This window comes from Piscinibacter sp. PDB5-1, assembly GCF_056676035.1.
On the sequence record NZ_JBWVZL010000001.1, the window covers coordinates 45,436 to 64,739 of the forward strand.

The 19,304-nt window shown below is 68.5% G+C and carries 19 protein-coding genes; 8 read left to right on the top strand and 11 right to left on the bottom strand.

Translation table 11 applies throughout. The features are described 5' to 3' along the window. The first annotated feature begins 25 nt into the window (after window positions 1–25). Complete coding sequence (gene ku / locus AC1KAT_RS00205; protein WP_480321562.1) at window positions 26–1,054, top strand: non-homologous end joining protein Ku; 1,029 nt, start codon at window positions 26–28, stop codon at window positions 1,052–1,054. Between the two features lie 34 nt (window positions 1,055–1,088). Here ku and ligD read toward each other — a convergent pair whose 3' ends face one another. Next, a complete protein-coding gene (gene ligD, locus AC1KAT_RS00210) occupies window positions 1,089–1,994 on the bottom strand; it encodes a non-homologous end-joining DNA ligase LigD (RefSeq protein WP_480321564.1) in 906 nt (301 codons plus the stop codon). Window positions 1,995–2,271: 277 nt separating this feature from the next. On the opposite strand from ligD, the gene AC1KAT_RS00215 reads away from it, so the two are divergent. After that, on the top strand, window positions 2,272–2,637 hold the full coding sequence (locus AC1KAT_RS00215) for a hypothetical protein (RefSeq protein WP_480321566.1): 366 nt from the start codon (window positions 2,272–2,274) through the stop codon (window positions 2,635–2,637). Then, entirely contained in the window at window positions 2,630–5,119 is a 2,490-nt protein-coding gene (locus tag AC1KAT_RS00220; RefSeq protein ID WP_480321568.1) for a penicillin-binding protein 1A, read from the top strand. Before AC1KAT_RS00215 ends, AC1KAT_RS00220 begins: the two co-directional genes overlap by 8 nt. Window positions 5,120–5,170: 51 nt before the next feature. Here the strand turns inward: AC1KAT_RS00220 and AC1KAT_RS00225 are convergent, their stop codons facing one another. The 6 genes from AC1KAT_RS00225 to mltG form a co-directional block, all read right to left on the bottom strand. Further along, window positions 5,171–5,380 carry a hypothetical protein gene (locus AC1KAT_RS00225; RefSeq protein ID WP_480321569.1) on the bottom strand — a complete coding sequence of 70 codons (210 nt, stop codon included), beginning with the start codon at window positions 5,378–5,380 and terminating at the stop codon, window positions 5,171–5,173. A gap of 247 nt (window positions 5,381–5,627) precedes the next feature. Next, the gene (locus AC1KAT_RS00230) at window positions 5,628–6,413 is read right to left on the bottom strand and encodes a TatD family hydrolase (RefSeq protein WP_480321570.1); all 786 of its coding nucleotides are present in this window, start codon (window positions 6,411–6,413) and stop codon (window positions 5,628–5,630) included. An 87-nt stretch (window positions 6,414–6,500) separates the two neighbouring features. Continuing rightward, window positions 6,501–6,899, bottom strand: coding sequence for a PilZ domain-containing protein (locus AC1KAT_RS00235; protein ID WP_480321571.1), 399 nt, complete (start codon window positions 6,897–6,899; stop codon window positions 6,501–6,503). Then, on the bottom strand, window positions 6,896–7,984 hold the full coding sequence (gene holB, locus AC1KAT_RS00240) for a DNA polymerase III subunit delta' (protein WP_480321573.1): 1,089 nt from the start codon (window positions 7,982–7,984) through the stop codon (window positions 6,896–6,898). Before holB ends, AC1KAT_RS00235 begins: the two co-directional genes overlap by 4 nt. Further along, window positions 7,978–8,595: a dTMP kinase gene (tmk, locus tag AC1KAT_RS00245; RefSeq protein ID WP_480321575.1), complete on the bottom strand. Its 618-nt coding sequence runs from the start codon at window positions 8,593–8,595 to the stop codon at window positions 7,978–7,980. Before tmk ends, holB begins: the two co-directional genes overlap by 7 nt. Continuing rightward, entirely contained in the window at window positions 8,596–9,582 is a 987-nt protein-coding gene (gene mltG, locus AC1KAT_RS00250) for an endolytic transglycosylase MltG (protein WP_480321577.1), read from the bottom strand. A 66-nt stretch (window positions 9,583–9,648) separates the two neighbouring features. On the opposite strand from mltG, the gene ygfZ reads away from it, so the two are divergent. The 3 genes from ygfZ (at window position 9,649) to AC1KAT_RS00265 (ending at window position 11,973) form a co-directional block, all read left to right on the top strand. Further along, window positions 9,649–10,590 (top strand): CAF17-like 4Fe-4S cluster assembly/insertion protein YgfZ, encoded by a 942-nt coding sequence (gene ygfZ / locus AC1KAT_RS00255; RefSeq protein WP_480321579.1) that lies wholly within the window; start codon window positions 9,649–9,651, stop codon window positions 10,588–10,590. A 109-nt stretch (window positions 10,591–10,699) separates the two neighbouring features. Next, window positions 10,700–11,011: a DUF4936 family protein gene (locus AC1KAT_RS00260; RefSeq protein WP_480321581.1), complete on the top strand. Its 312-nt coding sequence runs from the start codon at window positions 10,700–10,702 to the stop codon at window positions 11,009–11,011. Next, entirely contained in the window at window positions 10,999–11,973 is a 975-nt protein-coding gene (locus tag AC1KAT_RS00265) for an NRDE family protein (RefSeq protein WP_480321582.1), read from the top strand. Before AC1KAT_RS00260 ends, AC1KAT_RS00265 begins: the two co-directional genes overlap by 13 nt. 19 nt (window positions 11,974–11,992) lie before the next feature. Here AC1KAT_RS00265 and AC1KAT_RS00270 read toward each other — a convergent pair whose 3' ends face one another. After that, window positions 11,993–12,850 carry a YbgC/FadM family acyl-CoA thioesterase gene (locus AC1KAT_RS00270; protein ID WP_480321584.1) on the bottom strand — a complete coding sequence of 286 codons (858 nt, stop codon included), beginning with the start codon at window positions 12,848–12,850 and terminating at the stop codon, window positions 11,993–11,995. Window positions 12,851–13,013: 163 nt separating this feature from the next. Next, window positions 13,014–13,913, bottom strand: a complete 900-nt coding sequence (locus tag AC1KAT_RS00275) for an alpha/beta hydrolase (RefSeq protein ID WP_480324278.1) — start codon at window positions 13,911–13,913, stop codon at window positions 13,014–13,016. A gap of 157 nt (window positions 13,914–14,070) precedes the next feature. Between AC1KAT_RS00275 and AC1KAT_RS00280 the strand changes: the two genes are divergently transcribed. Next, the gene (locus AC1KAT_RS00280) at window positions 14,071–15,219 is read left to right on the top strand and encodes an iron-containing alcohol dehydrogenase (protein ID WP_480321586.1); all 1,149 of its coding nucleotides are present in this window, start codon (window positions 14,071–14,073) and stop codon (window positions 15,217–15,219) included. Here AC1KAT_RS00280 and AC1KAT_RS00285 read toward each other — a convergent pair. After that, window positions 15,189–16,049: an alpha/beta fold hydrolase gene (locus AC1KAT_RS00285; RefSeq protein WP_480321588.1), complete on the bottom strand. Its 861-nt coding sequence runs from the start codon at window positions 16,047–16,049 to the stop codon at window positions 15,189–15,191. The genes AC1KAT_RS00280 and AC1KAT_RS00285 overlap by 31 nt on opposite strands. 207 nt (window positions 16,050–16,256) lie before the next feature. Continuing rightward, window positions 16,257–17,573: an isocitrate lyase gene (gene aceA / locus AC1KAT_RS00290; protein WP_480321590.1), complete on the bottom strand. Its 1,317-nt coding sequence runs from the start codon at window positions 17,571–17,573 to the stop codon at window positions 16,257–16,259. 343 nt (window positions 17,574–17,916) lie between these two features. On the opposite strand from aceA, the gene aptA reads away from it, so the two are divergent. Next, the gene (gene aptA, locus AC1KAT_RS00295; RefSeq protein WP_480321592.1) at window positions 17,917–19,239 is read left to right on the top strand and encodes an omega-aminotransferase AptA; all 1,323 of its coding nucleotides are present in this window, start codon (window positions 17,917–17,919) and stop codon (window positions 19,237–19,239) included. Window positions 19,240–19,304 lie beyond the last annotated feature (65 nt).

The window sequence follows — 19,304 nt, forward strand, 5'->3', positions numbered from 1 at the left end:
GCACGTCACTTGCCAAACGGCCGCCATGGCCACACCGCGAGCCCTCTGGAAAGGCGCCATCAGCTTCGGGCTGGTGCACATTCCCGTGGCGCTGTACCCCGCCGCGCGGCAGGACCACATCGACTTCGACTGGCTCGACAAGCGGTCGATGCAACCGGTCGGCTACCGCCGCATCAACAAAGAGACCGGCAAAGCCATCAACCAGGACAACATCGTCAAGGGCATCAAGGGCGAAGACGACACCTACGTTCTGCTGAGCGAGGACGAGATCAAGGCCTCACTGCCCAAGAGCACGCAGACCCTCGAGATCGAGAGCTTCGTGCCGGCAGACCAGATCCCGTTCTTCTATTTCGACACGCCCTACTTTCTGGCCCCGGTGGGCCGAGGCCAGAAGGTCTACGCGCTCCTGCGCGACACGCTCGTCGAAGCCGGCGTGGTGGGTGTGGCCAAGCTCGTGATCCAGACCAAGCAACACCTCGCGGCGCTCGTTCCCGTGGGGCCGATGTTGATGGTCAACACCTTGCGCTGGGCGAATGAGATCCGCTCGCCCGACGAGCTGAGCCTGCCCAGCGGCACCAAGCTGTCGGCCAAAGAACGCCATATGGCCGCCGAGCTGGTGGCCGACATGCGCAGCGACTGGAAGCCCGATGAGCACCGAGACTCGTTCCGCGACGAGATCATGGCGCTGGCGAAACACAAGATCGAAGCGGGCGAGACGCAGACACTCAACGTCACGACGACCCCGCAAGACGCCCCCCAAAGCGCCGAGATCGTGGACCTGACCGACCTGCTGCGCCGTAGCCTCAAGGGCAAGGGCCGCACCGGTGCGGCCGCCAACGAGGTCGCCGACCGCGGCAGCGCCGATCGTCCGCGCGGTGCGACCGCCCGCGTCAAAGGCCAGGCCTCGGACTCGCGCGCAGCAGCAGCGACCGAGCCGCGCGTTGCCCGCGGCAATGCCCCGCCAGCCTCGCGCAAGGGCAGCAGCAAGCCGTCCGCCAAGGCCACGACCAAAGCACCGGCCAGCCCCAAAGGCGCCCGCCGCCGGGCGGCCTGAAGCCCCGAGGCCGCGCCGCCTGCGCAGCGGCGTGTCAGCCCGCGCAGGGCAGCGGAAAGCCCAAGGCCCGCAGCGCGTCGTCGAGCCGCTGCCCCGCCAAGGCCGGCGCGGCCCACGGGTCCGCCCCCTCGAGCGCGGTCAGTCGATGCGCGAGGGAAAACACGTTCCAGTGGTCACCGCCGTTGAGGTGCGCCAGCTCAGACCAAGCGATCGGCACTGACACGCCCAGACCGGGCTGCGCACAGGGTGAGTACGCAGCCGTGAGGCGTGACCCGCGACCATTGGCGCGCCAGTCCACACGCACCCCCGGCGCATCGGCGTGCAAGCCGAGCCGCCCTGCCCCTTGCCGGCACAGGTGCGCCGCCAGCGCTTCGGCGGCGGCGTGCACCACCGGCCAAGGCCAGCGCGGCAAGAGGGGCAGTTGCAGGTGCAGACCCTCGGCGCCGCTGGTCTTGGCGTGGCACGCCAGCCCCAGGTCGAGCAAGGCCTGGCGCGCAAGCAACGCCGCCTCGGCGACGTCGTCCCAGCCGCCACGTGCACCGGGCGCCAGGCTCAAGACCATGCGGTCGGGCTGGGCCTCGCCGGCTGCGCGCGCCTCCGGGTCGGGCAGGCCGTGGCCGGTTCGAAATTCGACGAAGTCGTTGAACAGTGCATGCAGCAGGCCTTCTTCGGCGTCGATCTCGAGCCCTACGCCGGGCCCCGGGCGGCGTCGCACCCCGAGCAGTTCGCCGGACCACGCCGTGTGCACTTCGGTGGCCGGGCCCAGAGGTGAGCCCGGCGCGCGCACCAGGGCGAGTGCGCGCCCGGCCAGTTGAGGCATCAACCAGGGGGCGGCCAGCTCAGCGAAATGGCGCAAATCGTCGCGGGTGCAGCCCGTGGCAGCGTCCACCACGCGGTGCGGGTCGTGCACCGCGAGTTCTCGCCAAGACACGGCGCCCATCGCACCGGTGCTCAAGGCCGCACGCACATCGTTCCCCAACTCATCCTGCGGTTCGTCATTGGTACGTACTCCGGGTGCCGGCGACAGCCCCACTGGGGTGGCAATCGCCGTGCCCAAGCCCGCGCAGGCGCCGCCGGGCGCGCGCACTGCGGCCCGCCAATAACCCTTCACGACAGGTAGTTTTTGCTGCAAGAAGGTCGGGCCGGACGGGCGTGTCGGCTGGGGCACCAGGGCACGCCGCTTGCCAGAGACACGACCACCCCACCAGGAGGCTGTCATGACCGTGGCCGATCGCATCACCGATGGAAAGCTCGTGCCCCTGCCTGCCGAGGCCGGCGACGTCAACGCCCCGCGCTTCGAGCCCAACGAGCGCTGGCTGCGCACGGCGGCGCCGCGCCTGCAAAAGCTCGCCATGTGGCGGTGGTTCGCCACGCGTTATGCCGATCCCGAAGACCTGGTCCCGCACGACGACGAAGGCAACTACCTCTTCCCCGAGGACGGGCCCTGCCTGGCCGATCACATCCTCGCCGAGCGCTTCGCGGGCTGCGTGCCGCCAGAGGTGATCGAAGACCTGGTGCTCGAAGTGCAGGCCGAGGTCGGCAACGAGTGGGTGGTCAAGCGCAACGACGGCTTCGGTGGCTGAGCCGGCCGTGCCACCCAGCCCCAGGCGCTGGCGCCTGCGGCGCGCTTTGTTGTGGCTGCTGGGCGCCAGCGTGCTCGGGGTGCTGGGGCTTGCGGGCTATGTGGGCACCGTCTACCTGCAAACGCCGAGCCTTGGCGAACTGCGCGCCATGCAATCGGCGCAGCCGAGCGTGATGCTCTCGCGCGACGGCCAGACGCTCACCACCTTTCGCCGCGACCAGCAAGAGCCTGTGCCGCTCGACCGCATCTCGCCGCGCGTGGTCGAAGCGCTGATCGCCACCGAAGACCACCGCTTCTTCGAGCACAAGGGCGTGGACGTCTACCGCACGCTGGGTGCGGTCGTGCACACCTTGCAGGGCAACACGCAAGGCGGCTCGACGATCACACAGCAACTCGCGCGCAACCTCTTTCCTGAAGAGATCGGCCGCGCGCGCTCGGTGCACCGCAAGCTGAAAGAGCTGTTCACGGCGATGCGCATTGAGCGCGTCTACAGCAAGCAGCAGATCGTCGAAACCTACCTCAACACCGTGCCCTTCCTCTACAACGTGGTGGGCATCGAGATGGCCGCACGGACCTACTGCGACAAGAGCGCGGCCGAACTGGACACGCTGGAAGCGGCCACGCTCGTGGGCATGCTCAAGGGCACGCACTACTACAACCCGGTGCGCTTTCCCGAGCGGGCGCGCGAGCGGCGCAATGTGGTGCTCGCGCAGATGGCCAAACAAGACCTGCTCACGCGCGACGAGGTCGAGCGCCTGTCGCAAACGCCGCTGCGCGTGCAGTTCAACCGCGAGAGCGAGAGTCTGGGCATGGCGCCGCACTTCGCGGCCCACGCGCGGCGCTGGCTCATCGACTGGGCCGAGGCCCACGGCCACGACCTCTACGCCGACGGTCTGGTGATCCACACGACGCTCGATGCCGGCCTGCAGCAGGCCGCCACGCGCGCGGTCGAAGAACAGACGCTCGCACTGCAGCGCGTGGCCGACGTGGAATGGAGTGCCGCGTCGATGCCCGTGGCCAGCCGCTCGATCGCGGCGTACGCGGCGGCACATCCGCGCATCGAGCCCTTTGCCCACTGGTGGCGGCAGCGGCCCCGGCTGCTCGAAGCCGCACTGCGCGACAGCACGCCTTACCGCCAGCTCGTCGAACAAGGCACGGCACCGGACGACGCCCTGCGCCAGGTGGCCGCACAGCCCGAATCGCTGGCCGCGGCCAAGGCCCGCAAGACGCGGCTCGAAGCCGGACTCGTGGCCATCGACCCCGCCACCGGCGAAGTGCGCGTGTGGGTGGGCAGCCGCGACTTCGCGCAAGGCCAGTACGACCACGTGGCCCGCGCCCAGCGCCAGCCGGGCTCGACCTTCAAGCCCTTCGTCTATGGCGCCGCGCTCGAAGCGGGCATCGGGCCCCTGCGCACCTACGTCGATGAACCGGTCGAGGTGGCCCTGGGCGGCGGGAAGACCTGGAAGCCGACCGACATGCAGGGCTTCAGTGGCCAGCCCATGAGCCTGCGGGACGGGCTCGTGCATTCAAAGAACACCATCACCGCGCAGGTGATGCAAGAGGTGGGCATCCACCGCGTCGCCACGCTCGCGCAGGCGATGGGTGTGAACCTCAGCAAGCTCGACCCCGTGCCCTCGCTCGCGCTGGGCACCAGCCCCGTCACCCTGCTCGAGATGACCAGCAGCTACGCCACCATCGCGCGGCAAGGCACCTACCACCCCCCGATCTTCGTCAACAAGATCAGCGACCGCCACGGCCATGCGCTCGCGGTCTTCGGCGGTAAGAGCCAGCGGGCCCTGTCACCCGGCTCGGCCATCGAGCTGACCGACATGATGCGAGGCGTGGTTCAGCGCGGCACCGGCGCGCAGGTGCGCTCGCGCTTCGGCATCGTGGCCGACATCGCCGGCAAGACCGGCACCACGCAAAACAACACCGATGGGTGGTTCATCCTGATGCACCCACAACTGGTGGTGGGCGCGTGGGTGGGCTTCAACGACTCGCGCGTCACGATGCGCAGCAACCACTGGGGCCAGGGCGGGCACAACGCAGTGCTGCTGGTGGGCGACTTCTTCCGCGACGCGCTCAAGTCGAAGGCGGTCGATGCCAATGCGAGCTTCCCGCAGTCGGCCCTGTCGCCCACGCGGCGCTTCGATGCACCGCCTCCCCAAGATTGGGTCGATGAAGACACAGCCGACGAACGGCCCCTGCCGCAAGAACCGCCGAACGCCGTGCCTAGCGACGAGCCCGTCGACACGACCGACCCGATGGAGATGGCGCAAGGGCCCACCGATCCGGCGCAAGCGCAGGCACGCGTGGAACTCGATCGTTTGCTGGAGCGCCTGGCCACATCGAACGGTGGCGGCGCGGCACCTGCGGCAGGCGGTGTCTCGGTGAGACCGACCGCTGCCCCGGTGAATACCCCCGCGGACGAAGGCGCCATTGCGGCGCCCTTGCGGGTGCGGGTGAGAGAAGGCTTGAAGTAGCGACGAGCCGAGGGGGCCGGTCGCTCAGAAGCCGAAGGCTTCTGCGATGTCTTATTCGAGCGAGTCGGCTTCGCCGTCGAGCGCCTTGTCGAAGTCACTCAGGTCGGCCGGCGTACGCGGCAGCACCGGCTTGTCGAGCGGGCGGCACACGCGGCGCTGCAGACGCTCCAGGCGCTCAGAACGCCCGATGGCCTGGAAGACCTGGTCCGGGTTCAGCATCAACGCAAACGGGTTGTTGACGACGGTCTCGGTGCTTTGCATGTCGGTCTCCAGAAGAAGCTGTCGATGCGTTGCACTGTAGGAGCCGACCTTCAAGGCCGACAGTCGGGGCCGCGCCATAAGCGGCATCAGAAGTTCACTGACACGACTGTCGGACAAAACGCGCGGTTCGTGAGGTTTGCCCGCGTTTGTGCCCGTCGCCACAGGTCAGGATGTCATCCCCGGGACACCTTTGCTCACGCCTTTCGGGTGAACCCTGAGGCCGCGCTTTTTACGCCCGACCGCGAGTTCAAGCCGCCAGCACGCGGGCGAACAAGCGCTCGAAGTTGTCGCTGGTGTGGCGGGCCACGGCCTCGACCTCGCAGCCCTTCAGCTCGGCGATCTGCTTGGCCACGAAGGGCACGTACGAAGGGTTGTTGGTCTTGCCGCGATAGGGCACGGGCGCGAGGTAGGGGCTGTCGGTCTCGATCAGGCAACGGTCGAGTGGCACGAAGCGCGCGACCTCGCGCAGGTCGGCTGCGTTCTTGAAGGTCAGGATGCCCGAGAACGAGATGTAGAAGCCCAGGTCGAGCGCCTGGCGCGCGACGTCCATGGTTTCGGTGAAGCAGTGGAAGACACCGCCCACGCGGCCCTGCCCTTCGTCGCGCAAGATGCCCACTGTGTCGCCCGACGCGCTGCGGGTGTGGATCACCAACGGCAGCCCGGTGCGCCGCGCTGCGCGAATGTGCACCCGGAAGCGCTCGCGCTGCCATTCCATGTCGGCCACCGTGCGGCCGTTGAGCCGGTAGTAGTCGAGCCCGGTCTCGCCCAGGGCCACCACGCGCGGGCGCTGCGAGAGCGCCACCAGTTCGTCTTCGCCGGGCTCGCGCACGCCTTCGTTGTCGGGGTGCACGCCCACGCTGGCCCATAAGTTGTCGTGCGCCATCGCGAGCCCATGCACGTCGTCGAACTCTTCGAGCGTGGTGCAGATGCACAGCGCGCGGTCCACCTTGGCAGCGGCCATGTCGGCGCGGATCTCGCTCAGGCGCGCGCGCAGTTCAGGAAAGCTCAGGTGGCAATGCGAATCGACGTACATGGAAAGCAGCGTATCAAGGGCCGTGCCGGCCCAGGCCTCACCGGCCAAGTTGCCGGTGGTGATCGAACAGCGATCGAAGTGATCAGCTCAGATCGTTTGCGTGGGCTTGGACGACGAGATCGACGTGCCCAAGATTTCTTCGATGCGGATCTTCAGCAGCCGGGTCTTCTCGTCGGCCGGAAAGCGCACCCCGACGCCCTGCGTGCGGCCGCCCGAGGCGTTCACCGGGGTGATCCACGCGACCTTGCCGGCCACGGGGTAACGCTGCGGGTCTTCGGGCAGCGAAAGCAGCAGGTAGATGTCTTCGCCCAGCCGGTATTCGCGCGTGGTCGGCACGAACAGGCCACCGTCGGAGAAGAGCGGGATGTAGGCCGCGTAGAGCGCCCCCTTCTCACGAAACACCAGTTGGATGACGCTGGGCCGGGGCGTCGAAGCGGCGGGGGTCAGGCTCGGTGTCCGCGTACTGGGTGCCGTGGGTTCGCTCATTCGCGCGAGTGTACCGGCAGCCTTTTGCCCAAAGACCCGGGTTGACGAGGAGGATTCAACGCTGCGCGCGCCTGCTGCACCAGCGACTCGGCCATCAACGGCAGATTCCACGAGTGCTCGGCGTGGCGGCTGGTGCGCGCGAGCGCCCGGGCCCAGTTGTTCAGATCGGCCAGCGACGCGCCGGTGGGCACAACCGTCGCCGGAAAGTAGCGCGGCGCCGCCCCGCAGGCCACGCACATCGCGTCGTGGCAGAGCTTGTGCAAGGCATCGAGCAGGCGCGGCAAGGCCCAGGCCGCCAGCCCGCTGGCGTCACCGGCCGCCACCTGCTTCGGAAAGCGCAACCATGCCACCGCGTCGATGCCCTCTTGCACGCAGTCGAGTGCATCGAGCGGCTGCCCGCCGGCTGCGGCCAGCATCACCTCGGGCTGTGCCACCTGGTGCGAGGCGAGCCACGCCGTGGCGGCCTCGACCGGCGGCAGGCCCAGCGGAACGGCCTGGCAACGGCTGCGGATGGTCGGCAGCAGGCCATCGGGTGCGCCGCAGCTGAGCACGAAGCGGGCTTCGCCGGGCGGCTCCTCGAGCGTCTTCAGCAAGGTGTTGGCGGCGATGGCGTTCATGCGCTCGGCCGGGTGGATCAACACCACCTTGCCGCGCCCACGCGCCGAGGTCGTCTGCGCAAACAGCACGGCCGCGCGCACGGCCTCGACCTTGATCTCTTTGCTGGGCTTGGCCTTGCTCGACTTGCCTTCGCCGTCACTGCTGGCTTCGGCTTCTTCGCCCCAGCCCAGCGTCGCGCGCAAGGCCTCGGGCAGCAGCACCAGCAGGTCGGGGTGCGAGCGGGCCTGTACCAGCTTGCAGCTCGCGCACTGGCCGCAGGGCTGTCGGCTCGCCTGGGTTTCAGCCTGGGTTTCGCACAGCCAGGCTTGCGCGAGCGTCAGCGCCAGCTCGAATTGGCCGATGCCTTGCGGCCCGTGCACCAGCAGCGCATGGCCACGCTGCGTGTGCAGCGCACGCGCCAGCGGCTCGGCGAGCCAGGGCAGCGGCAATTGGCCGTCGGCGTGGACCACGCCTGGCACGGCTACCACCCGCGCTGCTCCAGCACGGCCAGCACCTGGGCCCACACGGCCTCGCGCGCTTGAAGGGCGTCGATGCGCGCGAAGCGCTGCGGGGCGGCGTCGCAACGCGCCTGGTAGCCGGCGCGCACGCGCTCGAAGAAGGCGGTGTCTTGCTGCTCGAAGCGGTCGGGCGCACGCACGGCGGCGCGGCGCTCGGCCGCCACCTCGGCGGGCAGGTCGAACCAGAAGGTCAGGTGCGGCTGCAGGCCGGCCTGCACCCAGGTTTCGAGCGTGCCCAGCACCTGGGCATCGAAGCCCCGGCCCCCGCCCTGGTAGGCGAAGCTGGCATCGGTGAAGCGGTCAGACACGACCGTCGCCCCGCGCGCCAGCGCTGGCGCAATCACGGCCTGGATGTGGTCGCGCCGTGCGGCAAAGACCAGCAGCGCCTCGGTCAGCGCGTCCATGGGCCGGTGCAGCACCAGCTCGCGCAGCGACTCGGCCAGCGGCGTGCCGCCCGGCTCGCGGGTGGACACGACCTCGGCCCCGCGCTGGCGCAGCCGTTCGACCAGCGCCTCGATGTGCGTGGACTTGCCGGCGCCGTCGATGCCTTCGAAGCTGATGAAACGTCCGCTCATTGCCATTCAGCGCTGGTATTGGTTGACCGCACGGTTGTGCTGGTCCAGCGTGTCGCTGAACTGGCTGCTGCCGTCGCCCCGCGCCACGAAGTACAGCGCCCGCGTGGCTTGCGGCTGCACCGCGGCCCGCAGCGCGGCCTTTCCGGGCATCGCAATCGGCGTGGGCGGCAGCCCGCCCCGGGTGTAGGTGTTGTAGGGGCCGTCGGTTTGCAGGTCGCGCTTGCGCAGGTTGCCGTCGAAGGCCGTGCCCAGGCCATAGATGACCGTCGGGTCGGTCTGCAAGGGCATGCCGATGCGCAGGCGGTTGATGAACACGCCGGCGATCATGGCGCGGTCGCTCGGCGTGCCGGTTTCCTTCTCGACGATGGACGCCAGGATCAAGGCCTCGTCGGGCGACTTGAGCGGCAGGTCTCGCGCGCGCTGCGCCCAGGCGTCTTCGAGCTGACGCTGCATGGTGTGGAAGGCGCGCTTGAGCACAACCAGGTCGCTCGCGCCCTTGCTGTAGGCGTAGGTGTCGGGGAAGAAGCGCCCCTCGGGCGACAGGCCCTGCGCGCCGATGGCGGCCATCAACTCGGCATCGCTCAAAGCGGCGGTGGTCTGCTTCAGGCTGTCGGCGTTGGCGAGTGCGGCGCGAAACTGCCGGAAGGTCCAGCCTTCGATGAGTTGCACGCGGGCCATGAGGGCATCGCCGCGCACCATTTTGTCGAGCAGGTCACGCGGTGTGGCGCCCTGGCCGATCTGGTAGCTGCCGGCGCGAATCTTTCGGTCCTGGCCCGACCAGCGAAACCACTCGAACAGCAGGCGCGGGTGGGTCTGCACACCGGCCTGCGTCCACAGCAGCGCGACATCGCGTGGCGTGGCGCCGGCTTCGATCGAGACTTCGACCGAGGTAGCCGCCAGCGGCAGCGGCCGTTGCAACCACCAGGCCGTGGCGCCGGCCAGCGCCGCCAGCACCAGCACGGCCAGCAGGATCAGGCGGCGCAGGGCTCTCACGGGTTGAGCGGGTGCGGCAACGCCCCTGGGGTGAACGCGAACATGGGCGCTGATGATAATCGCCGCATGACGACGCAAAACCTGCTCGACGGCGCCGTGGCGCTGCCTCACTGGGGCGTGATTCGCGCACAAGGCGCAGACGCCGCGGCCTTCCTTCACGGCCAGCTCACCAACGACTTCGCCCTGCTCGGCACCGACCGCGCGCGGCTGGCCGGCTACTGCTCACCCAAGGGCCGATTGCTCGCGAGCTTCATCGGCTGCAAGCGAGGCGCCGAAGAAGTGCTGCTTGCCTGCCGCAGCGACGTGCTGGCAGCAACATTGAAGCGCCTGTCGATGTTCGTGCTGCGCGCCAAGTGCAAGCTGAGCGACGCGAGCGGCGAAGTGCGCCTCTACGGCCTGGCCGGCGCCTCGGCCCGCGGCCTCTTGGGCCACCTGGCCGACGAACTCTCGGTGTGGGGCAAGACCGAGCTGGGCGAGGCCACCGTGGTCCGCCTGCCCGACGCGGCCGGCACCCAGCGCTACCTGTGGCTGGCCGATGCCTCGGTCGCCGCGCCGCCCATCCAGGCGCTGTCGCCCGAGGCCTGGCAGTGGGGCGAAGTGCACAGCGGCGTGGTCAGCATCGAAGCGGCCACGGCCGACCAGTTTGTGCCTCAGATGGTGAATTACGAGCTGATCGGCGGCGTGGACTTCAAGAAGGGCTGCTACCCCGGCCAGGAAATCGTCGCCCGCAGCCAGTACCGGGGCACGACGAAGCGGCGCGTGTTCCTGTTCGAGAGCGGCGTGCCGGCGCAGGCCGGGCAAGAGGTCTTCCACAGCGGTGACCCGGGCCAGCCCGCCGGCCTCGTGGCCAACGCCGCACCGAGCCTCGGCCCTGCAGGCTGCGCGCTGCTGGTCGAGGTGAAGCTCGCGGCGCTGCACGAGGGCAGCCTGCACCTGGGCGCGGCCGACGGGCCCGTGCTCAGGCAGGTCGATCTGCCTTACGAGGTGCCGACGGAAGTCTCTGCATGACCCCCGCGGGCGCGAGAAAACCACCCGCCGCGCACGCCGCCACGAAGTAAGCGTCGCCCGTCACGGCAACAGTTCACACCACCCCGCCGGCGGCATCCCAGTGCGTGAGTTGTTCATCTACTATCGAGCGAAGGTCGTGGACGCGCCTGCTTTGCAGGCCGCCGCGACCGCGCTGCAACACCGTTTGCAGAGTCGCTTCGTCGGTCTTCAGGCGCGCTTGTTGCGCCGGCCCGATGTGGTGGATGGAATGCACACCTGGATGGAAACCTACGCCCTGCCCCCCTTGCCCGCGAACGGCGCGGCTTCGAACGGAATCGGCGATGCCTTGCGCACGCAGATCGAGCACGAAGCCCGGGCCGCCCTCTCGGGCTGGATCGTCGGCGAGCGGCACGTGGAGGTGTTCGACGCATGTGCCTCGTAGCTCTGGCCATCGACCAGTCCCGCCGCTTTCCGCTCGTGATCGCGACGAATCGAGACGAATTCTTCAAGCGCCAGGCCACGCGCCTGGGCTGGTGGTCGCCCGGCCCCGGTCTGCCCGACATCTTGAGCGGGCGCGACCTCGAAGCCGGCGGCACCTGGCTGGGCCTCACCGCCCAGGGCCGGCTCGCGCTCTTGACCAACGTGCGTGCGCCCGGTCGCATGGACCCGGCCGCGCCGTCGCGCGGCGAGATCGTCACGCGCTGGCTGGCCGGTGACACCACCACCGACCGCTTCTGGATGCGCACCTCGCTCGCCGGCTACAACGGCTTCAACCTCGTGGCGGCCGATTTCCAATCCGGCGAATGCTTCTGGGGCTCGAACCACGACGCCCACCCGCTGCGGCTGGAGCGCGGCCTCTACGGCCTGTCGAACGCATCGCTCGACACCGACTGGCCCAAGGTCAGCGCCCTGAAAGACCGCGTGCGCGATGCGATGGCCGACACCGACACGGTCGATGGCCTGGCCGCGCGCTTGTTCGAGGCCCTGGCCGACCGCACGCCCGCGAGCGACGACCGCCTGCCCAGCACCGGCGTCTCGCACGAGTGGGAACGCGTGCTGTCGTCGGCCTTCATCCGCTCGCCCGACAACAACTACGGCACGCGCTGCTCGACGCTCGTCATCACCGAGCGCGTCAACAAGCGCCTCGTGACGCACGTGCTCGAACGCACCTTCAGCCCCATCGGCGGCATGGCCCTGCTGCGCCGCGTGGCGCTGAAGAACTGGCCGCCGCGCTACAGCGACACGGCACCGGCCGAGGCCGCCGAGCAAGAGGCCGTGCTCGAGAGCGAACTCGCCCCCGAAGGCGAACACCTGCCGGCCGCGCGCAAGACCCGTGTGCGCAGCCTGCTCAAGCCGCAGGTGCCCAAGCGCCGCCGGCCACCGCCCACCGCCAACGCGGCCTGATTCGGACGAGGCGCCCGCCTCAAAGCGAGCGCGTCATCTCGATGTGCGGGATGCCGACCTCTTCGAACATCGGCCCGCGCGTCGCAAAGCCCGCGCGGATGTAGAACGGCGCGGCCGAGGTCTGTGCGTGCAGCACTGCCTCGCGGTAGCCGCGCTCGCGGGCGGCGTCCATCAGCGCTTCGAGCACCGCGCGGCCCACGCCGCTGCCGCGCATCGCCTGGCTGACGGCCATGCGGCCGATCTTGGCCACGCCGGGCACGTGTTCGAGCATGCGCCCGGTCGCCAGCGGCACGCCGAAGTGGTTGTAGGCGACGGCATGCACGCTGTCGCCGTCGGCTTCGTCCCATTCACGTTCGGCCGGAATGCCCTGCTCTTGCACGAACACCGCGCTGCGGATCGGGTGCGCGTCGCGCCCGAGTTCGGCCCAGGGGCCCACCCGCACGTTGACCATCGGCTTGCCGGCCTCGAAGGCCTGCAGCACCTCGCGCAGCTCTTGCGGAATGGGCTTGGGCTTTTGCGTCGCGGGGTCGGCGAACACATAGACCAGTTCACCGCTGACCAGCAGCTGGTCTTGGCGAAAGACGGCGCAGTTGAGCACCATCGAGGTGTTGCCGATGCGCCCGCAGCGCACGCCGATGTCGAGCACATCGTCGTAGCGGGCCGAGCCTTCGTATTCGACGGTGGCCTTGCGCACGTACAGGTCGCCTTCGAGGTAGTGCATGGTGTCGGTGTAAGGCATGGCGAGTTCGCGCCAGTAGCCGCCGACGGCGGTGTCGAAGTACATCAGGTAGTGGCCGTTGAAGACGATCTTTTGCAGATCGACCTCGGCCCAGCGCACCCGCAGGCGTTCGAGAAAACGGAAGTCGCTTCGTTTCATGTCAGAAGGTGTGAATGAACCCGGCGTGGCCGAGCAGACTGGCCAGACGGCCCCAATCTAGACGCAAAGCACAGCCGTAGCTCAGGCTACGGCGCGCATTTGCAACGACGGGTGGGGGCGTCTGGCCGGGTTGAGCGGTCATGGCGGATTCGTTCGCACCTTCTCAGTCCTGAACCAAGGCTTTGTGAAGGGCTTGGGCCGCGAAGGCCTGCGCGGCGTCGGCCTCGCGCAGGGCCCGGCCCATCTTGATGAAGTCGTGCGTCACGCCGCGCACGAGGTCGAGTTCGACCGGCACCCCGGCCGCGCGCAGCACATCGGCATAGGCCACGCCTTCATCGACCAGCGGGTCGCACTCGGCGAGCACCACGCAGGCCGGCGCAACACCTTCGTGGTCGGTCGCGTTGAGCGGGGCGAAGCGCCAGTCGTCGCGCAGGCTCTTGTCGATGTAGCTGTCGAAGAACCAATCGACCAGCGGCTTGTCGAGCAAGAAGCCCTCGGCGAAGCGGCGGTGCGAATCGGTGTCCTGGTGCGCGGCGGTGCCGGGCGTGATGAGCAATTGCAGCGCCAGCGGCAGGCCGATGTCACGCGCGTGCAGCGCGGCGACGGCCGCGAGCGTGCCGCCGGCGCTGTCGCCGCCCACGGCGAGGCGGTGCGTGTCGAGCCCGAAGGCGTCACCGCGCGAGGCCAGTTCGTGCAGCGCGGCCCAGCTGTCGTCCACGGCCGTGGGAAAGCGGTGCTCGGGCGCGAGCCGGTAGTCGAAGGAGATGACGGCCACGCCGCTGCGCAGGGCCAGTTGGCGGCACAGGCTGTCGTGCGTCTCGATGCTGCCGATGGTGAACCCGCCGCCGTGAAAGTACAGCAGCACCGGTAGGCGCGCGTTCGACGCTGCATACAGACGCGCGGGCCGGCCGACGAGGGTGAGGTCTTCGACACGCGCGAGCGCGGCGCGTGGCAGGTCGAGCACCTCGGCGCCGGCCGCATAGGCCTCACGCGCCTGCGTGGCCGGCAGCGTGTGCATCGGCGGGCGCTTCACGCGCTGCATGCGTTCGAGCAGCGCGCGCATGGCGGGGGTCAGCAGGTTGCTCGCGTGGGCGGCGTAGGGCGCGTGGGATGGGCTCAAGGACGTGGCCGAAGGGCTGATGGCATCCACCGATGAAGCGGTCAGTGTGCCAGAGCATACTGAGCGGCAGACACCTTCTCGAACGACTTGGAGCGCGCCCATGGCCTTCATCAACTACCTCACCCAGATCCAGCTCGACTTCGGCACTGTCGCGTTGCTGCCCGCCGAATGCGAGCGCATCGGCATCAAAAAGCCGCTGGTCGTGACCGACCCCGGCGTGCGCGCCGCCGGCGTGCTCGACATGGCCTTGCGCGGCCTCGGCGCGGTGCCGCATGCGGTGTTCGACCAGACGCCGTTCAACCCCACCGAAGCGGCCGTGCGCGCGGCAGCCGAGGTGTACCGCGCGCACGGCTGCGACGGGCTGATCGCGGTCGGCGGCGGATCGAGCATCGACCTCGCCAAGGGCGTGGCGATTGCCGCCACCCACCCGGGCCCGATGAAGACCTACGCGACCATCGAAGGCGGCAGCCCCAAGATCACCGAAGCGGTCGCGCCGGTGATCGCGGTGCCCACCACGGCCGGCACCGGCAGCGAAGTGGCGCGCGGCGCCATCGTGATCGTCGATGACGGCCGCAAGCTCGGCTTCCACAGCTGGCACCTCGTGCCCAAGGCCGCCATCTGCGACCCCGAACTCACGCTGGGTCTGCCCGCGCTCTTGACCGCCGCGACCGGCATGGACGCCATCGCCCATTGCCTCGAAACCTTCATGGCCCCGGCGGTCAACCCGCCGGCAGACGGCATCGCCCTCGACGGGCTGGCGCGCGGCTGGGCGCACATCGAACGCGCCACCAGAAACGGCGCCGACCGCGACGCCCGCTGGCAGATGATGAGCGCGAGCATGCAAGGCGCGATGGCCTTCCAGAAGGGGCTGGGCTGCGTGCATTCGCTCAGCCACAGCCTGGGCGGCGTCAACCCGAAGCTGCACCACGGCACGCTCAATGCGATGTTCTTGCCGGCGGTGGTGAAGTTCAACGCCAGCGCCGAGTCGATGGTGAAAGAGCGCCGCCTTCAACGCATGGCGCACGCGATGGGGCTGCCTTCGTGCGATGCCCAGGGCACCGAGATCGCCGAGGCCATCCGCGACCTGAACGCGCGCCTGGGCCTGGCGAGCGGGCTGGCCGCGCTGGGCGTCACGCCCGAGCTGTTCGAGCGTGTGATCGACGGCGCCATGCTCGACCACTGCCACAAGACCAACCCGCGCATCGCCACGCGCGACGACTACCGCGAGATGCTCGAAGCCTCGATGTGAGGCGGCGCGTCGCTCGACACGGCGGGCACCTCGCCCAGCCAGTCGAGCACGGCCGCGTTGAACTCGCGGGCGCGCGTCACCAGCATCCAGTGCCCGGCCTCGATGGGCACGATGCGGCAGTCGGGCCGCGCTTGCAGCGCCTCGATCCACTGCGGTGAGTGAAACATCAGCGGCTTGCGCGTGCCCCAGACGAAGAGCGTGGGCCACGCCGGCCGCACCGGCAGCGCGCGGCCGAAGCCCCCGAACGCGCGCGTCCAGCGCATCGCATACGGGAAGTTCATCGTCGAGCAGATCAGCGTGGCATCGCCCGGCACGCGCTGCATGCGCGCCATGCGGCGTGTGAGGCGGTCACCCAGCGAGCCGCCCAAGTACCAGGCAGCGGTGAGCCACAGCTGGTAGCGCGCGACCATCCAGCGCTGCTTCAGCGTCTGCGTGTCCTTGACCTCGGCCGAGGCGCTGTCGCCCACGTCGGCGGCAATCACCTGCGACACACGCTGCGGGTGGCGCAGGGCGTACTGCAGGCCGAACACGCAGCCCCAGTCGTGCAGCATCAACACAACCGGCCGCCCGGGCGACACGGCATCGACCACGCGCGCGAAGAACGCCACCATGTCGTCGAGCGGCAACCCACGCCGGCGCTGGCGGATGTCGAAGCCGGGCATCGTGAAGCGCACACAGCGCCGGTCGGTGGCGACCAGGGCCGCGACCTGCGCATCCCACAGGCGCCAGGTGTCGGGCCAGCCATGGATCATCACCACGGTCTGCGGGCCATCACCTTCGATGTGGACATCGACCCCATCGACCTGGATCGTGCGGCGGGCAATCGTCATGGGCGGGCAGGCGGGAAGTGGGCAGTCTGCCATTCGACCCGCGGCCGCGAGAAAGCGCAATCGTCGAAGCGACAACCATTCAAGCGGACAGGGTGCGACGCAAAGCGCCGGCTCCAGAAAGTAAAAAACCCGAAGGCTTTTGGCCTTCGGGTCGGACGGTGCTGCGGCAGGAGTGGGCGCCGCAGGCCGTGATTCAGTACGAGAAGATCAGTGGAATTGCTCTTCTTCGGTCGAGCCGGTCAGGGCCTTCACCGACGACGAACCGCCTTGGATCACGGTCGTCACGTCGTCGAAGTAACCAGCGCCGACTTCTTGCTGGTGCGACACGAAGGTGTAGCCCTTGTCGCGCGCTGCGAATTCGGGTTCTTGCACCATGTTCGTGTAGTGCTTCATGCCTTCGCCGCGGGCGTAAGCGTGGGCGAACTGGAACGTGTTGTACCAGTTGATGTGGATGCCAGCCAGCGTGATGAACTGGTACTTGTAGCCCAGTTCCGACAGCTTCTCTTGGAACTCGGCGATCGCCTTGTCGTCGAGGTTCTTCTTCCAGTTGAACGACGGCGAGCAGTTGTACGACAGCAGCTTGCCCGGGCACTTGGCCAGCACGGCTTGCGCGAATTCACGGGCGAAGCCGATGTCGGGCGTGCCGGTTTCGCACCACACCAGGTCGGCGTAGGGGGCGTAGGCGATGCCGCGGCTGATGGCTTGCTCGAGGCCGTTCTTGACGCGGTAGAAGCCTTCTTGCGTGCGCTCGCCGGTCAGGAAAGGCTTGTCGTTGGCGTCGTGGTCGCTGGTGATCAGGTTCGCGGCTTCGGCGTCGGTACGGGCCAGAACGATGGTCGGCACGCCCATGACGTCAGCGGCGAAGCGGGCAGCGATCAGCTTTTCGCAGGCTTCTTGCGTCGGCACGAGCACCTTGCCGCCCATGTGGCCGCACTTCTTGACGGCAGCCAGTTGGTCTTCGAAGTGAACGCCGGCGGCACCCGCGGCGATCATGTTCTTCATCAGTTCGAAGGCGTTCAGCACGCCGCCGAAACCCGCTTCAGCGTCGGCGACGATCGGCAGGAAGTAGTCAACGAAGTCCTTGTCGCCAGGGCCCACGCCACGCGACCACTGGATTTCGTCAGCGCGCTTGAACGTGTTGTTGATGCGGCGAACCATGGTGGGAACCGAGTCGTACGCGTAGAGCGACTGGTCGGGGTACATGGTTTCAGAGGTGTTGCCGTCGGCGGCGACTTGCCAGCCCGACAGGTAGACGGCTTCGAGACCGGCCTTGGCTTGCTGCATGGCTTGGCCGGCGGTGATGGCACCGAAGGCGTTGACGTAGCCCTTCTTGGCGCCGCCGTTGACCTTGGCCCACAGCGTTTCAGCGCCGCGCTTGGCCAGGGTGTAGTCGGGCTGCAGGCTGCCGCGCAGGCGGACGACGTCAGCCGCGGTGTAGCCGCGCTTCACGCCCTTCCAACGGGGGTTTTCGGCCCAGTCTTTTTCGAGGGCGGCGATTTGCTGTTCGCGAGTGAGCGTCGTCATGTGAACTCCAAGGTGAAAGAAAGCAAAGGGAGAGGCAACCGAATCGCGAAAGGATACTGGCCGCGGCGGCAAATGCCAACACTTATGTCTTATATAAGACTGAATGTGGCTTCCATGCAAATCAACAACTTGCGTGAGAACTCTCACGATGCAAAACAGCCGCCTTCCGTCATCACAAAAAAATTCCGTGGTGCAGCAAAGTTGATCTCACATTGTGGAATTGACATTTCTGGATGTGAAAGCGGCGTGACGCCCTGCCCGCGCGGCGGCGGGTGTTGCGCCTTTGCCCACGCGGCCGCAGGCCCAGGGCTAGACTGGCCTTGACTTTGCGAGGAGCCCGACCATGCACAGCCCCGAGTTCGATGCCCCGTCTCTCGACGCCTACTGGATGCCGTTCACGGCCAACCGCCAGTTCAAGAAGTCGCCGCGCATGCTGACCCGCGCCGAGGGCATGCACTTCTGGACGCCCGAGGGACGGCAGATCCTCGACAGCATCGCCGGCCTGTGGTGCGTGAACGCCGGCCACGCGCGGCCGAAGATCGTCGAGGCGATTCGCCAGCAGGCGGGCGAAATGGACTTCGCCCCGCCCTTCAACATGGGCCACCCCAAGGCCTTCGAACTGGCGACGCGGCTCACCGCCCTCACCCCGCCGGGCCTGAACCGCGCGTTCTTCACCAACTCGGGCTCCGAGGCGGTGGACACGGCGCTCAAGATGGCGCTGGCCTACCACCGCATCCGTGGCGAGGGGCAGCGCACGCGCCTGATCGGCCGTGAGCGCGCGTACCACGGCGTCAACTTCGGCGGCATCTCGGTGGGCGGCATGGTCGCCAACCGCAAGATGTTCGGCGCGCTGCTGCCGGGGGTCGATCACCTGCGCCACACGCACGACCCGCGCAACCAGTTCACGAAGGGGCAGCCCGCGCACGGCGCCGAGCTGGCCGACGACCTGGAGCGCCTGGTCGCGCTGCACGACGCCTCGACCATCGCGGCCGTCATCGTCGAGCCGGTGGCCGGATCGACCGGCGTGCTGCTGCCGCCCAAGGGCTATCTCGAACGCCTGCGCGCCATTTGCGACAAGCACGGCATCCTGCTGATCTTCGACGAGGTCATCACCGGCTTCGGGCGCACCGGCGCGCCCTTCGCCGCGACGCGCTTCGGCGTCACGCCCGACATCATCACGCTCGCCAAGGGCATCACCAACGGCAGCGTGCCGATGGGTGCGGTGGTGGTGAAGCAGGCCATCCACGACACCTTCATGACCGGGCCCGAGCACCTGATCGAGTTCTTTCACGGCTACACCTACTCGGGCCACCCGCTGGCCTGCGCGGCTGCCCTGGGCGCGCTCGACACCTATGCCGACGACGGCCTGCTCACGCGCGCAGCCCAGCTCGAAGCCACGTTCGAGCGCACCGTGCATTCGCTGCGCGACCTTCCGCATGTGATCGACATCCGCAACATCGGGCTGGTGGCCGGCATCGAGCTCGAACCCATCCCTGGCGAACCCGGCAAGCGTGCGTTCTCGGTCTTCCTCGACTGCTGGGAGCAAGGCGTGCTGATCCGCACCACGGGCGACACGGTGGCGCTGTCGCCGCCCCTCATCATCGAAGAGGCGCAGATCGAACGCATCGTCAGCACCGTGGCCCAGGCCGTGAAGCGGGCCGCCTGAGTGACGTCGAATCAACGCGAGGTTGAAGGGTTCGTCACACTGCGTTTGACTTCATCCCTCACATC